General features: G+C 70.8%; 14 protein-coding genes. 4 read left to right on the forward strand and 10 right to left on the reverse strand.

Translation table 11 applies throughout. The features are described 5' to 3' along the window. Nucleotides 1-2: 2 nt before the first annotated feature. Nucleotides 3-1,019 (reverse strand): hypothetical protein, encoded by a 1,017-nt coding sequence (locus FHG71_RS11180; protein WP_139081763.1) that lies wholly within the window; start codon nucleotides 1,017-1,019, stop codon nucleotides 3-5. A gap of 250 nt (nucleotides 1,020-1,269) precedes the next feature. On the opposite strand from FHG71_RS11180, the gene FHG71_RS11185 reads away from it, so the two are divergent. Next, nucleotides 1,270-1,839, forward strand: coding sequence for a DMT family transporter (locus FHG71_RS11185; protein ID WP_139081764.1), 570 nt, complete (start codon nucleotides 1,270-1,272; stop codon nucleotides 1,837-1,839). Here the strand turns inward: FHG71_RS11185 and FHG71_RS11190 are convergent. The 7 genes from FHG71_RS11190 to FHG71_RS11220 form a co-directional block, all read right to left on the reverse strand. Further along, entirely contained in the window at nucleotides 1,806-4,004 is a 2,199-nt protein-coding gene (locus tag FHG71_RS11190) for an FAD-dependent oxidoreductase (RefSeq protein WP_139081765.1), read from the reverse strand. The genes FHG71_RS11185 and FHG71_RS11190 overlap by 34 nt on opposite strands. Before the next feature lie 70 nt (nucleotides 4,005-4,074). Beyond that, complete coding sequence (locus tag FHG71_RS11195; RefSeq protein WP_139081766.1) at nucleotides 4,075-4,497, reverse strand: hypothetical protein; 423 nt, start codon at nucleotides 4,495-4,497, stop codon at nucleotides 4,075-4,077. A gap of 115 nt (nucleotides 4,498-4,612) precedes the next feature. Then, nucleotides 4,613-5,824: an acetyl-CoA C-acetyltransferase gene (locus FHG71_RS11200; protein WP_139081767.1), complete on the reverse strand. Its 1,212-nt coding sequence runs from the start codon at nucleotides 5,822-5,824 to the stop codon at nucleotides 4,613-4,615. A gap of 108 nt (nucleotides 5,825-5,932) precedes the next feature. Beyond that, complete coding sequence (locus tag FHG71_RS11205) at nucleotides 5,933-6,568, reverse strand: glutathione S-transferase family protein (RefSeq protein ID WP_139081768.1); 636 nt, start codon at nucleotides 6,566-6,568, stop codon at nucleotides 5,933-5,935. Nucleotides 6,569-6,869: 301 nt separating this feature from the next. After that, nucleotides 6,870-8,648, reverse strand: coding sequence for an acyl-CoA dehydrogenase C-terminal domain-containing protein (locus tag FHG71_RS11210; protein ID WP_139081769.1), 1,779 nt, complete (start codon nucleotides 8,646-8,648; stop codon nucleotides 6,870-6,872). Between the two features lie 30 nt (nucleotides 8,649-8,678). Then, nucleotides 8,679-9,077 carry a MerR family transcriptional regulator gene (locus tag FHG71_RS11215; protein WP_139081770.1) on the reverse strand — a complete coding sequence of 133 codons (399 nt, stop codon included), beginning with the start codon at nucleotides 9,075-9,077 and terminating at the stop codon, nucleotides 8,679-8,681. 165 nt (nucleotides 9,078-9,242) lie between these two features. Next, nucleotides 9,243-9,626 (reverse strand): MerR family transcriptional regulator, encoded by a 384-nt coding sequence (locus tag FHG71_RS11220; RefSeq protein ID WP_139081771.1) that lies wholly within the window; start codon nucleotides 9,624-9,626, stop codon nucleotides 9,243-9,245. A 106-nt stretch (nucleotides 9,627-9,732) separates the two neighbouring features. Between FHG71_RS11220 and FHG71_RS11225 the strand changes: the two genes are divergently transcribed. The 3 genes from FHG71_RS11225 to FHG71_RS11235 are packed head-to-tail and all read left to right on the forward strand — an operon-like array spanning nucleotide 9,733 to nucleotide 11,974. Then, nucleotides 9,733-10,176, forward strand: a complete 444-nt coding sequence (locus FHG71_RS11225; protein WP_139081772.1) for a PaaI family thioesterase — start codon at nucleotides 9,733-9,735, stop codon at nucleotides 10,174-10,176. Further along, nucleotides 10,173-10,664: a PaaI family thioesterase gene (locus tag FHG71_RS11230; RefSeq protein ID WP_139081773.1), complete on the forward strand. Its 492-nt coding sequence runs from the start codon at nucleotides 10,173-10,175 to the stop codon at nucleotides 10,662-10,664. Before FHG71_RS11225 ends, FHG71_RS11230 begins: the two co-directional genes overlap by 4 nt. After that, nucleotides 10,661-11,974, forward strand: a complete 1,314-nt coding sequence (locus FHG71_RS11235) for an MATE family efflux transporter (RefSeq protein ID WP_139081774.1) — start codon at nucleotides 10,661-10,663, stop codon at nucleotides 11,972-11,974. Before FHG71_RS11230 ends, FHG71_RS11235 begins: the two co-directional genes overlap by 4 nt. Here the strand turns inward: FHG71_RS11235 and FHG71_RS11240 are convergent. Together FHG71_RS11240 and FHG71_RS11245 are read right to left on the reverse strand one after the other, a co-directional pair. After that, complete coding sequence (locus tag FHG71_RS11240; protein WP_139081775.1) at nucleotides 11,971-13,026, reverse strand: quinone-dependent dihydroorotate dehydrogenase; 1,056 nt, start codon at nucleotides 13,024-13,026, stop codon at nucleotides 11,971-11,973. The two genes, FHG71_RS11235 and FHG71_RS11240, sit on opposite strands and share 4 nt — an antisense overlap. Continuing rightward, nucleotides 13,023-13,355: a DUF952 domain-containing protein gene (locus FHG71_RS11245; RefSeq protein WP_139081776.1), complete on the reverse strand. Its 333-nt coding sequence runs from the start codon at nucleotides 13,353-13,355 to the stop codon at nucleotides 13,023-13,025. Before FHG71_RS11245 ends, FHG71_RS11240 begins: the two co-directional genes overlap by 4 nt. Between the last annotated feature and the right edge of the window lie 109 nt (nucleotides 13,356-13,464).

Here is a 13,464-nt window from a genome sequence, read left to right on the forward strand (position 1 = left end):
GCTCAGACGCCCTGGCAGATGCCCTGAAGCGCCACCCATTCCGAATCGGAGATCAGGATCGGCGCCTCGGCCTGCGCATAGGCGTCCGCGGCGACGAGGTCCTCCACCGTGTCGCCCGTGGGGTCGAGATCGAGCGCCCAGGGCGCGAGCGGCACCTCGGCCTGGGCGAAGGCAGGGCCCAGGAGGTCGGCGTCGGGCTCGGTCGGCGTCGCGGCCAAGAGAGTCGCGGCATGCGCCTCGAGCACGGCGGGGTCGAGGTTGCCGGTCACGAGGAGGCGCAGCGTCGCCCAGACCCCCACCTCGTCGAGGAGGAGCCCGAGCGGGTCGTCGCCGTCGAGGGTCGCCTCGGCGGCGAGGAGGTGACCGGCCACCACCGCGGGCTCGGCCGCGCGTTCGACCAGGTCGCGCGGGACGACGGCGATGTGGCCGGGCAGCACGAGGGGCGCGGCGGGCCCCAGAGGCAGGACCACCGCATGGCCGCCCTGGCCCAGCGCCCGGTCATGGAGCTGCTGGAGCGCCTCGGCCCCGAGCGGGTCGCGGCAGGCGGGGCCGAGGCGCGACTGGAGATGGCCGAGGAGCGTGGCCCCGATCTCGGTCCGCTTGGAGAGCGGCACGACCTCCAGCGCCTCGCGCCGGACGGCGCCGGGGAACCACACGAGGCCCAGGAACGCGGCGAGGACAGCGAGCGTGGGCCAAAGCGCCCGGCGCAGCCGGTGGGGGCCGCCGCGCGCCCTGGCGACGCTGCGGCGCACCGTCTCGATGGCCGAGACCATGATCTCGTCGTCGATCTCCAGCGTCTCGGAGCCGGCCTCGTCGGGGGCGTAGAGCGCGGGCCGGGTGCCGGGGTTGAGCCGCGTGACCGCCGGAAGCGACCAATGGGCGAGCGGCAGGCCGGAGCCGTCGGCCAGGACCAGGGTGGCGTGGCCGAAGGAGACGACGACCTCGCGCCCGCCCTCGCCGGGGGCCGCGCGCCAGCGGCCCGTCGATTCCAGGCGGGCGTATCGGGAGAGCGCGGTCATGGTCCTCGGGGGTGTCGCTTCGGACGCCGGTATATCCCGGCCGGGGCGGGAAGGGGAAGGTGGGGCGGACCCGTCGCGAACGGCGTACCGTCCGGGCAGGCCGGCGGATAGGGAAGGGAAAACCGAAGGAGGCGGGCATGGAGGGGGGCGGCAACCGGCCGGCGCTGGCGGGGGCGCTGGTGGTGGGGGCGATGGCCTTGTTCGGGCTCATCGACAACTTCATGCGGCTCGCGGCCGAGACGGGCGGGTTGTGGCAGTCGCGGAGGAGGTCACGGTCTGGACGGGGCTGCCGGTGCTGGCGGGCGCGCTCTATGGGCTGGGGAACCTCGTGACGCGCAAGTGGTGCGCCGAGGAGGGGACGCTGACGCTGCTCGGTGGCTTCTTCGCGCTGATGATGGTCTGGGGGACCTTGGGCTGCTTGGTGCTGTGGTTCCTGCCGCGGTCGGTGCCCGAGGGCGCGGCGGGCTGGGCCACGCGCGGCTGGGTCGCGCCCCAAGGCGTGTTCCTGGTGATAACCGTGGTGCAGGGAGTGGGGTCGCTGGTCGGCGTGGGGATGTCGATCAAGGCCTACCAGATCGCCAACGCGACGGTGGTCTCGGTCCTCGAGAACACGCTGCTGGTCTTTGCCACGCTGTGGGCCGTCGTGCTGTGGCGCGAGGTGCCCGGCCCCACCGAGGCGCTGAGGCTGGGGCTGGTGACCGCCGCCGGCGTGATGATCGCTCTGCGCGAGCCGCGCGCCGCCGGGCCGGTGCCGGAGGAGGCCCGACCGGCCCCCTCCGCCGGGACTCAGGCGGCCTGGGCGGGCGAGAAGCGGCCGTAGAAGCTCTGGCCCCGCTCGGCCATCTCCTCCAGCAGCGCGGGCGGGGCGAAGCGGTCGCCGTGCGCCTCGGCCAGCTCCTCGGCGCGTTGGGCGGCGTAGGGCGTGCCCAGGATGTCGAGCCAGGAGAAGGGCCCCCCCGACCAGGGCGCGAAGCCCCAGCCCAGGATCGCGCCCACGTCGCCTTCGCGGATGTCGGTCAGGACGCCCTCCTCCAACGCGCGGACGGCTTCCAGCACCTGCGCGAAGAGCAGGCGCTCCTGCACCTCCTGAAGGCTCGGCTGCTCCTGGGCCAGCGGGAAGCGGCGGGCGAGGTCGGGCCAGAGGCCCTGCCGCTCCCCCTTGTCGTCGTAGGCGTAGAAGCCGGCCTTGGCCTTGCGGCCGAGGCGCCCCTCGGCGGCCATGGGGAAGAGGACTTGGTCCACGGCCTCGTCCTTGTAGGCGTCGCCCATCGCGGCGCGGGTCGCCTTGGCGATCTTCACCCCGAGGTCGATGGAGGTCTCGTCGATGAGTTGTAGCGGCCCGAGCGGCATCCCCACCAGCTTGGCGGCATTCTCGATGAGCGTGGGCGAGACGCCCTCGGCCACCATGCGGACGCCTTCGTTCAGGTAGGGGATGATGCAGCGGTTGGCGTAGAAGAACCGCGCGTCGTTGACGACGATCGGCGTCTTGCCGATCTGGCGCGCGAAGTCGAGCGCCTTGGCCACGGCGCGGTCGCCCGTCTCCTGGCCCCGGATGATCTCCACGAGCTGCATCTTGTCCACGGGGGAGAAGAAGTGGATACCGATGAACTGGTCGGGCTTGTCGCTGGCCTTCGCGAGATCGGTGATCGGCAGGGTCGAGGTGTTGGTGGCGAAGATGCAGTCGGGGCCGACATGCCCGAGCACCTTGCGCGTCACCTCGGCCTTCACCTTCGGGTCCTCGAACACGGCCTCCACGATCAGGTCGCAGCCCGACAACGCCGCATAGTCGGTCGTGGGCGTGATGCGGGCCAGCACCTCGGCCTTCTTCTCCTCGGTCACCTTGCGGCGGCTCACGCCCTTGGAGAGCAGCCCCTCGGAATGCGCCTTGCCACGGTCGGCCGCGTCCTGCGCGGCGTCCACGAGCACGACCTCGATCCCCGCGTTGGCCGCCACATAGGCGATGCCCGCGCCCATCATGCCCGCGCCGAGGACGCCGAGCTTGCGCACCTTCTGGTCCGGGGCCTCGGGCCGGTTCGCGCCCTTGCCCAGCGCCTGCATGTTGATGAACAGCGACCGGATCATCGCCGAGGAGGAGGGGTTCATCAGGATGTTGGTGAACCAGCGCGCCTCGATCCGCAGCGCCGTGTCGAAGTTGACCAGCGCGCCCTCGTAGACCGCCGACAGCAGCGCCTTGGCGGCCGGATAGACGCCAAAGGTCTTGCTGTTCACCATGGCCGAGGCGCCGACGAAGGTCATGTAGCCCGCCGGATGATAAGGGGTGCCGCCCGGCATCTTGTAGTCCTTGCGGTCCCAGGGCTTGGACAACTCCGCGCCCACGGCCGAGAGCACCCATTCCTTGGCGCGCGACAGGAGCTGGTCGGCCGGGACCACCTCGTCGATCAGGCCCGCCGCCTTGGCCGCCTGCGGGTCCACCGTCTTGCCTTCAAGGAGCCAGGACGAGGCGCCCATCGCGCCGAGCTTCCTCACCAGCCGCGTCGTGCCGCCCGCGCCGGGGAAGATGCCGACCTTGATCTCGGGCAGACCGATCTTCGCCTTGGGGTTGTCCGCGGCGATGATGCGGTGGCAGGCGAGCGGGATCTCGTAGCCGATGCCCAGGGCGGTGCCGGGCAGCGCCGCCACGATCGGCTTGCCCCCCTTGTTGGTCTTGGGCTCCATGCCCGCCCGCTCGATCCGGCGCAGGGCGTGGTGCATCCCCATGATCCCGTCCATGAGGCCGCGCGCGGGCTCGTCGCCGGCGTTCTCCTTCATGGCGGCGATCACGGCGAGGTCCATGCCGGCCGCGAAGTCCTTCTTTCCGCTCGTGACGACGATGCCCTTCACCGCGGGGTCGGCCAGCGCCTCGGCCACCAGCGCGTCCAGCTCGCGCAGCGAGTCGAGGTTCAGCACGTTCATCGAGCGGCCGGGCACGTCCCAGGTCAGGACCGCGATGCCTTGGTCGTCCGTCTGCAAGGAGAAGTCGGTCATCATCCTGTCCTTTCCATGGGAATGTCGGTCGGCCCGAAGCCGCGTGGGTCGGGCGCCCGGTCGCCGCCGGCTAGCCGTCGCTGTCCGAGCGGGCGACCAGGGTGCAGTGCACGACGTCCATCATCTCGATGCGCGGGCTGTCCAGGGCCTGCTGCTTGAGGTAGTAGAGGGCGACGTAGTCGTCCTCCTCCTGATGGTCGTCGTAGTGGCCGATCCAGCGGAGCCAGACCCGGAACCGCCCCTGTCGCGGCACCTCGATCGCCGAGATGCGCGGCGCCATCGTCCTGATGCCGGCGGACTTGTGGGCCGCGAAGCGCCGCCGGAAGTAGTCTTCGAGATCCTCGGGCGAGCGCATCACCACGAGATGGCCGTCCATCTCCACGGGACAGGGAAAGATCCATGGTTCGGTCATGGCGCGGAACCGCCCTGCCACGAAGTCCTGACCCATCCGGGTGAAAAGATCCGTCACGCCCAAGGGTTTGCGGCTTGCCATGATCCTTGCCGGCCACCTCCGCCTCAGGTCCGTGTCGGGGAGTCGACGTATCCTTCTGGTTGTAGGCTATAGCATACATTGCGCGTGCCCAGATGCGAAATCGGATGACCCGGGGTCACACCCGTTCGATGATGGTGGCCGCGCCCATGCCGGACGCGATGCAGAGCGTGGCCAGGCCCGTGCCCTTGCCGGTGCGCTCCAGCTCGTCCAGCAGGGTGCCCAGGATGATGGCGCCGGTCGCCCCCAGCGGATGGCCCATGGCGATGGACCCGCCGTTGACGTTCACCCGGTCGTCGTCCACGTCGAAGGCCTGCATGAAGCGCAGCACCACCGAGGCGAAAGCCTCGTTCACCTCGAAGAGGTCGATGTCGGAGACGGCCATGCCGCTGTCGCGCAGGATCTTCTCGGTGGCGGGGACGGGGCCCGTCAGCATGATCGTCGGGTCCGAGCCGATCTTGGCCGTGGCGCGGATGCGGGCGCGGGGGGTGAGCCCGTGCCTTTCCCCGAATTCCTTGGAGCCCAGGAGGATGCCGGCCGCGCCGTCCACGATCCCCGAGGAGTTGCCGGCGTGGTGGATGTGGTTGATCCGCTCCAGGTGCGGGTACTTCATCAGGGCGACCTTGTCGAAGCCCGGCATGACCTCGCCCATGGCGCGGAAGGAGGGCTCCAGCGCGCCCAGCGCCTGCATGTCGGTGTTGGGCCGCATGTATTCGTCATGGGCGAGGATGGTCAGGCCGTTCTGGTCCACCACCGGCACGACCGAGCGGGCGAAGCGGCCGTCGTCCCAGGCGGCCTTTGCGCGTTTCTGCGAGCGGACGGCGAAGGCGTCGGCCTCGTCACGGGTGATACCGTACTCGGTCGCGATGATGTCGGCCGAGATGCCCTGCGGGACGAAGTAGGTCTCGAGCGCCAGGGTCGGGTCCACGGCGATGGCCGCCCCGTCCGAGCCCATGGGCACGCGACCCATCATCTCCACGCCGCCGGCGATGTAGCCTTCGCCCGCGCCGCCCCGGATCTGGTTGGCGGCGAGGTTCACCGCCTCCAGGCCGGAGGCGCAGAAGCGGTTGACCGAGAGGCCGGGCACGGACTCGGCGAGGCTGGACGCCAGGACGGCCGATCGGGCGAGGCAGCCGCCCTGTTCGCCCACCTGGGTGACGTTGCCCCAGATGACGTCCTCGACCGCGTCGGGGGGCAGGTCCGAGCGCTCGCGCAGCGCGTCGAGCACCTGGGCCGAGAGGCGCAGGCTCGTGACCTCGTGGAGCGATCCGTCGGGCTTGCCCTTGCCACGGGGGGTGCGGATGGCGTCGTAGATGTAGGCGTCGGTCATGCGCGCTCTCCGGTCGGTCGTCTGCGGGATGGCCGCCGGGGGGCGAGCGGCCATCGGTCGAGCGTGAGCCTGCGACGGCCCGCGCCCTCCGTCCACCGCGTCGCTGCGTCACGAGATGGTGGCGCGATCCGAGGGCCGGCCGGGCATCATGTCGTAGGGATGCCGCCAGCCGGGCAGGGCGGAGATGCGGTCCAGCCAGGCGTCGATGGCGGGCCATTCGGCGCGGTCGAAGCCGAAGGGCTCGGGGTAGTAGAGATAGCCGCAGCAGGCGATGTCGCCGATAGTGACCTCCTCCCCCGCGAGCCAGGGGGTCTGGCCCAACTGCGCCTCCATGGACTGGAGCGCGGCGCGCAGGCGCCCCGAAAGCCAGTCCATCACCTGGGGCGAGCGCTTCTCGGGCGCGAGGAAGTTCATGTGGAAACGCAGCGCACCGGCCTGCGACGAGACCTTGTGGTTGTCGAAGAGCAGCCAGCGCAGCGCCTCGGCGCGGCTGGGGCCCAGGAGCCTGCCCGTCCGCTCGGCCGCCCAAAGCTGGATCGTGCCGGACTGGGTGAGCTTGACGTCGTCGCCCACGAGGACGGGCACCTCGCCCATGACGTTGAGGGCCCGGAACTCGGGGGTGCGGGTCGCGCCGTGGAAGAAGTCGACGAAGACGGGCTCCCAGTCGATGCCGCAGAGGGTGAGGGTCAGCGCCGCCTTGTAGGCGTTGCCGGACTCGCCGAAGCAGTGGAGATGAAGGGTCATGAGCAGACCTCCGACGCCGCGCATGCGGAGGCGTCGCTGGCGTATTTGGGCCAAGTTGATGAGGCCCGCCCTTTACCGGATCTTAACCCGTCCTGAGGCAGTGTGGCGCTGCGGTACAGGCTGGCGAGCCGATGACCGCCCAAGTTGATGCAAGCCCTGTCCGGTCTGTCCGCAAGGAGGAGCGCGGGCAGGGCGGCGTCGTCTCGCGCCCGCCCTATCAACTTGGTCCAAATACGCATGCGACCTGTCCTCCTCGCGCAGCCTGTCCGGTCCGGGCGCCTGCCCGGACTCGGAGACTACCTCAGAAGCTCGCGGCTTCCAGCGCCATGACCGGGGCGGCGCCGCTCTGGATGCGGGCGAGGTGCATCCCCGTCGCCGGAAGCTGGCGGGCGGCGTAGTAGCGGGCGGTGGCAAGCTTGGTCTCGTAGAAGGCGCGGTCCTCGGCCCCTGCGGCCAGCGCGGCCCGTGCGGCGACGGCCATGCGCGCCCACATGTAGCCCAGGCAGACATGGCCCATCATGTGCAGGAAGTCCGTGGCCCCGGCCAAGGCGTCGTTCGGGTTCTTGCCGGCCGCGCCCATGAAGAACATCGCCGCCGCCTGCAGGTCCTTGCTGGCCGCCTTGAGCGGATCGAGCACCTGGGCCTTGAGATCGGCGTCCTCCTCGTGGGCCTTGATGAAGGACTTGATCTGCTCGAAGAGGCCCATGATGGGCTTGCCGCCGCCCGCCGCGAGCTTGCGGCCCACGAGGTCGAGCGCCTGGATGCCGTTCGCGCCCTCGTAGATCATGGCGATGCGGGCGTCGCGGACGTACTGCGACATGCCCCATTCCTCGATGTAGCCGTGCCCGCCGTAGAGCTGCTGGGCGGCGACGGCCATCTCGAAGCCCTTGTCGGTCTGGAAGCCCTTGAGGACCGGGGTGAGAAGCGAGATCAGCCCCTCGGCGTCCTGATCGCCCGCCCGGTGCGAGCGGTCGATCAGCGTCGCGCCCCAGTAGGTGAAGGCGCGCGCGCCCTCGCAGAAGCTCTTCTGGTCCATGAGGCTGCGGCGCACGTCCGGATGGACGATGATCGGGTCGGCGTGGGCGTTCGGGTTCTTCGCGCCGGTCAGGTCGCGGCCCTGGAGGCGTTCGCGCGCATAGGCCAGCGCGTTCTGGTAGGCGATCTCGGCCTGGGCATAGCCCTGGAGGGCCACACCGAGCCGCGCCTCGTTCATCATGGTGAACATGGCGCGCATGCCCTTGTGCTCATCTCCGAGGAGGTAGCCCGTCGCGCCGTCGAAGTTCATCACGCAGGTGGCGTTGCCGTGAATCCCCATCTTCTCCTCGAGCTTGCCGCACGACAGCGCGTTGCGGGCCCCGAGCGAGCCGTCCTCGTTCACGAGATACTTGGGCACGATGAAGAGCGAGACGCCCTTGGTCCCCTCGGGTCCGCCGGGGATCTTGGCGAGGACGAGGTGGATGATGTTCTCGGCCAGGTCATGCTCGCCGGAGGAGATGAAGATCTTCTGGCCGGTGACGGCGTAGGTGCCGTCGCCGTTCGGGACGGCGCGGGTCCGCATGATGCCGAGGTCCGTGCCGGCGTGCGGCTCGGTCAGGTTCATGGTGCCCGTCCACTCGCAGGTGGTGAGCCTGGGCAGGTAGGCCTGCCGCTGTGCCTCGGTCCCGTGGATGTGGATCGCGGAATAGGCGCCGTGCGTCAGGCCCTGGTACATGTTGAAGGCCATGTTCGCGGAGACGAAGGCCTCCTGCGCGGCCGTGTGCATGACATAGGGCAGGCCCTGGCCGCCATAGGCGGGGTCGCAGTCGATGGAGGTCCAGCCGCCCTCGCGCATGGCGCGCATGGCGTCCTTGAAGCCCTCGGGCGTGCGGACGACTCCATTTTCGAGACGGCAGCCCTCGCGGTCGCCCACGAGGTTCAGGGGAAGGAGCACTTCGGCGGCCACGCGGCCGGCCTCCTCCAGGATCGCCCCCGTGGTGTCGCGGTCGAGGTCCGCGAAGCCCGGGGTCTCGTCCTCGCTTACTCGCAGCACCTCGTGGAGGATGAACTGCATGTCGCGAAGCGGGCTCTGGTAGATCGGCATTCCGGGTGCTCCCCCTTGGTCAATCCTCCATCACGCAGCGGTGGCCTGGCGCCCGTTGCGCTCCAGCTCGTCCCGGCCCCAGAGGAGCTGCTCGCGCAGTTCCGAGATGGTGGCGTCGAGCTCGGCCCGGCGGGCCTCCATCTCGTGGAGATGGTGCTCGGCGACCTCGAGGGTCTTGGCAAGCTGCTTCGTGCGGCCCTTGCCGCCGTCCCACATGTCGAGGAGCTGGCGGATCTCCTCCAGGGAGAAGCCGAAACGCTTGCCGCGCAGGATGAGCGTGAGGCGCGCGCGGTCGGACTTCGTGAACAGCCGCTTCGTCCCCTCGCGGATCGGGAACAGAAGCTCCTTCGCCTCGTAGAAGCGCAGCGCCCGGGCTGTCACGTCGTACTGCTCGCACATCTCGCGGATGGTCATGAGTTGGTCGGTCATCGGGTTGGCCCTCTTGTTCTTGCCGCCACGTGATGAGAGGCGGCAAATGGGCCGAACGAATTCATCTTACAAGCCGATTGTAACACGCGTGCCGGTAACGCGGCGTCACGCCGCAGCGTGACGGAGCGTCGGTGCAACACCCCCCCGCGCCGGCCAGCGCAGCGGTCAGGAGCCCAGAGTGCGGGCCGTGTCCTCGCGCAGGTTCGCAAGCTCGTCGATGGTCTCCTCGAGCTGGCGGCTCTGCTCGCGAAGGGCGGCGAGCTGGCGGTCGGCCATGTCGAGGAAGCGGCGCATCTGCACCTCGGTTCCCTCCTGCTGGTAGACGAGGAGCCACTGGCGGATCTCCTCGAGCGAGAAGCCGAACTTGCGGCCCCGCAGGATGAGTGTCATGCGCGCGACCTCGCGGGGGCCGTAGAAGCGGGCGCGGCCCTCCTTCTGGGGGGCGAGGAGCTCGATGTATTCGTAATAGCGCAGGGTGCGCGGCGTCACGTCGAAGCGCGCGCACATCTCCTTGAAGGACAGCCGGATCTCGGGTCGCTCGTCTGACATGATCCCCCTCGCTGCATCGCGGCCCGCTCCTTAGGTCGCAAGGTCACGAGCCGGGGGCAAGCGGATTCGCCTTGCGTAACGGGCTTTTGCTGGCATGGTCCCGCCCATGACACAGGAGACCGACGCCGATCCGCGCCTGGCCGCCGCGCGCGGCTTCATCGCTGCGTTGCCCTTCGCGCGGGCGCTGCGCCTCTCGCTCGCCACGCTGGGCGACGGGGTGGCCGAGATGGAGATGCCCTGGGACGACCGGCTCGTGGGCGACCCCGAGACGGGCGTGATCCATGGCGGCGCGGTCTTCGCGCTTCTGGACACCTGCGCGAGCGTGGCGGTGATGGCGCATCCCAGCCGTCCGGGGGGGACGGCGACGCTGGACCTGCGGATCGACTACATGCGCCCCGCCGTCCCCGGCCAGCCGATCCGTGCGCGGGCGGAATGCTATCATGTCACGCGCACCGTGGCCTTCGTGCGCGCCACCGCCGACGACGGGACGGACGGGCGCCCCGTGGCGAGCGCGACCGGCGCCTGGACCATAGAGGGACCCCGCGCATGAGGACCCCGCCCGAGCCCGTGCAGGTGGTCAAGGGCCGCCGCGACGCCGCCCTGGAGCGGCTGGTGGGCGCCGTGCCCTTCATCGGCTTCCTGGGCCTGCGCTTCGACCGGCGTGGCGACGAGCTGACCGCCGTGCTGCCCTTCCGCGAGGACCTGATCGGCAACCCGATCCTGCCCGCGCTCCATGGAGGCGCCACGGCCGCGATGCTGGAATGCGCGGCGGTCGTCGAACTCGCCTGGACCGCGATGTGGGAAGACATGGAGGCGGGCCGGATCGGTTCCGATTCGCCCCTGCGGCTGCCCAAGACCATCGACTTCACGGTGGACTACCTCCGCTCGGGCCTGCCGCGCGACGCCTATGCGCGGGCGCGGGTGAACCGCTCGGGGCGGCGCTACGCGAGCGTCCATGTCGAGGCCTGGCAGGACCACCGCTCGCGGCTCTTCGCGCAGGCAACGGGGCATTTCCTGATGCCCGACGCGGCCGGGTGAGCGCAGAGGCCATCACCCACGGCCGGGTGCTGCGCATCGCGGTGCCCATCGTTCTGTCGAACGCGACCGTGCCGCTGCTGGGCGCGGTGGACACGGCCGTGATCGGGCAACTGGGGCAAGCCGCGCCCATCGGGGCGGTGGGGATCGGGGCGGTGGTTCTGACCTCGATCTACTGGGTCTTCGGGTTCTTGCGGATGGGCACGACGGGCCTCGCGGCGCAGGCGCGCGGGGCGGGGGACGGCGCGGAGGTGGCGGCGCTGCTGTCGCGGGCGCTCCTGATCGGGCTCGGGGGCGGGTGCCTGCTGATCCTTCTCCAGCCGCTGCTGTTCTGGGCCGCCTTTCGCCTCGCGCCCGCCTCGCCGGAGGTCGAGGCGCTGGCGGGCCAGTATCTCACCATCCGCATCTGGGCCGCCCCGGCGGCCATCGCGGCCTACGGCATCAACGGCTGGCTCATCGCGCAGGAGCGGACGCGGGCGGTGCTGGCGCTTCAGCTCTGGACCAACGGGATCAACATCGCGCTGGATGTCGCCTTCGTGCTGGGCTTCGGCTGGGGCGTGCCGGGCGTGGCCCTGGCGACCGCGCTGGCCGAAGGGTCGGGGCTCGTGCTGGGTCTCTGGCTCTGCCGCGACGCCTTCCGGGGGACGGCGTGGAAGGACCGGGCGCGGGTGCTGGACTCCGTGCGGCTGCGGCGGATGGCGCAGGTCAACGCCGACATCCTGATCCGCACCGTTCTGCTGCTGTCGATCTTCGTGTCCTTCCAGTTCTGGGGCGCGGGGATGGGGGATGCGACGCTGGCGGCCAACCAGGTGCTCATGCAATTCGTGAACATCGCCGCCTATGCCCTTGACGGGTTTGCCTTCGCGACCGAGGCGCTGGTCGGGCAGGCCTTCGGCGCGGGCCGGATCGGAGAACTGCGTCGGGGCATCCGGCTCGCCTCGCTCTGGGGGCTCGGGGCCGCGGCGGCGCTGGGGCTGGCCTATGCGGCCTTCGGGCCTGGGATCGTCGCGCTGATGACCACCGCGCCCGAAGTGCGCGAGGAGGCGGCGAGGTTCCTGCCCTGGGTCGCCCTCGCGCCGCTCATCGGGCTGCCGTCCTGGATGCTCGACGGCATCTTCATCGGGGCCACGCGGACGCGCGACATGCGGACGATGACGGCGCTGGCGGTGGCTCTCTACTTCGCGGCGGCCTGGCCGCTGACCGAGGCCTTCGGCAACCACGGCCTCTGGGCGGCGCTGACCCTGAGCTGGGCACTGCGCGCCGTCACTCTGGGCTGGCGCTATCCGGCGCTGGAGCGGGCGGCGGGGCGCTAGAGCCAGTCGCCCCGGCCGGTACCCACGGCGCTGGCCACCGTCGCGAAGCCGTGGCGCGCGAGCAGGGCATCGAGCCCGCGCGCGATGTCGGCGGCGAGGCTGAGCCCGCCATAGGCCATCGCGGTGTAAAGCTGCACGGCGCTGGCTCCGGCGCGGATCTTGGCGAAGGCCGCCTCCGCGCTGTCCACGCCGCCCACGCCGATCAGCGGCAAGGGCGTCAGCGTCGAGAGCCGCGCCAGGACCCTCGTCGAGCGCTCGAACAGCGGCGCGCCGGAGAGGCCGCCCTTCTCGCCGGCGTGGGCGCCGCGCAGGCCGTCGCGCGACAGGGTCGTATTGGTGGCCACGATCCCCGACAGGTCTGCGGCGGTCGCGACCTCGGCCACGTCGGCGAGTTCGCCTTCGGTCAGGTCCGGCGCGATCTTGAGGAGGACCGGGATCGGGCGGGGCAGGCCAGCGCGGGCCTCCATCACGCGGGCAAGAAGGGCCGAGAGGGCCGCGCGGCCCTGGAGGTCGCGCAGCCGCTCGGTGTTGGGCGAAGAGACGTTGACCGTGGCGAAGTCCACGAAGGGACCGAGCCGCCCGAGAACCGTGGCGAAGTCGCCCGCGCGGTCCTCGGAGTCCTTGTTGGCCCCGAGGTTCACGCCCAGGACCATCCCCTTCGGGCGGTTCGTCAGTCGCGCCGCCACGACTTCCATGCCGTCGTTGTTGAAGCCGAAGCGGTTGATGACCGCGCGGTCCTCGGGCAGGCGGAACAGGCGGGGGCGAGGGTTCCCCTCCTGCGGTCGGGGCGTGACCGCGCCGATCTCCACGAAGCCGGTCGGCCCCTGCGCGAGCCCGCGGAGCGCCACGGCGTTCTTGTCGAAGCCCGCCGCGACGCCGACCGGGTTGGGCAGGTCGAGGCCCATGAGGCGCGTGCGCAGCCGCGCCGAGGTCACGGGACCGCCAGCAGGCCCGATCCCCGCCTGCAGAGCCTTGAGCGCAAGGCCGTGCGCCGCCTCGGGGTCCATCCGCTGGAGCGCCTTCAGCCCCGCCTGCTCGATGACGCGCCTCATAGCGGCGGGAACCTGTGACGCCCGCCGTCCAGCGGCAGGGGCGCGGACCAGATCACGTCGGCCATGCGCAGCTCGCGGTAGAGATGCGGGAAAAGCTGGCCGCCGCGCGACGGCTCCCACCTCAGCTCGGGCACCAGCCGCGTCTCGTCCACGGCGAGGAGCACGAGGCCCTCCTCGCCCGCGAAATGCTTGGCGACGGTCTCTTCGACCTGCGCGGCGGTGGACAGATGGACGTAGCCGTCCTGGAGGTCGACGGGCGCGCCGAGGCTGTGCCCGGCGGCCTGGAGCGCCTCCCATTCGGGGGTGCGGAGGATCTTGTAGATGGCCATGGGGGCGCAATGACGGTGTTGCGTGAACGGGTCAAGCACCGCGCGGTGCTGTCACGCTTCGTTAACCGCAATCGCGGCAGGCTGGGTTTCGACGGGCGCCGCTCGCGCC

It is taken from the genome of Rubellimicrobium roseum, assembly GCF_006152145.1.
In the GTDB taxonomy this organism is placed as follows: domain Bacteria; phylum Pseudomonadota; class Alphaproteobacteria; order Rhodobacterales; family Rhodobacteraceae; genus Rubellimicrobium; species Rubellimicrobium roseum.

Coding starts and splice junctions, on each gene's coding strand:
- FHG71_RS11180 (WP_139081763.1), bottom strand. CDS start 1,019: ATGACCGCGCTCTCCCGATACGCCCGCCTGGAATCGACGGGCCGCTGG.
- FHG71_RS11190 (WP_139081765.1), bottom strand. CDS start 4,004: ATGACCGACTTCTCCTTGCAGACGGACGACCAAGGCATCGCGGTCCTG.
- FHG71_RS11195 (WP_139081766.1), bottom strand. CDS start 4,497: ATGGCAAGCCGCAAACCCTTGGGCGTGACGGATCTTTTCACCCGGATG.
- FHG71_RS11200 (WP_139081767.1), bottom strand. CDS start 5,824: ATGACCGACGCCTACATCTACGACGCCATCCGCACCCCCCGTGGCAAG.
- FHG71_RS11205 (WP_139081768.1), bottom strand. CDS start 6,568: ATGACCCTTCATCTCCACTGCTTCGGCGAGTCCGGCAACGCCTACAAG.
- FHG71_RS11210 (WP_139081769.1), bottom strand. CDS start 8,648: ATGCCGATCTACCAGAGCCCGCTTCGCGACATGCAGTTCATCCTCCAC.
- FHG71_RS11215 (WP_139081770.1), bottom strand. CDS start 9,077: ATGACCGACCAACTCATGACCATCCGCGAGATGTGCGAGCAGTACGAC.
- FHG71_RS11220 (WP_139081771.1), bottom strand. CDS start 9,626: ATGTCAGACGAGCGACCCGAGATCCGGCTGTCCTTCAAGGAGATGTGC.
- FHG71_RS11225 (WP_139081772.1), top strand. CDS start 9,733: ATGACACAGGAGACCGACGCCGATCCGCGCCTGGCCGCCGCGCGCGGC.
- FHG71_RS11230 (WP_139081773.1), top strand. CDS start 10,173: ATGAGGACCCCGCCCGAGCCCGTGCAGGTGGTCAAGGGCCGCCGCGAC.
- FHG71_RS11240 (WP_139081775.1), bottom strand. CDS start 13,026: ATGAGGCGCGTCATCGAGCAGGCGGGGCTGAAGGCGCTCCAGCGGATG.
- FHG71_RS11245 (WP_139081776.1), bottom strand. CDS start 13,355: ATGGCCATCTACAAGATCCTCCGCACCCCCGAATGGGAGGCGCTCCAG.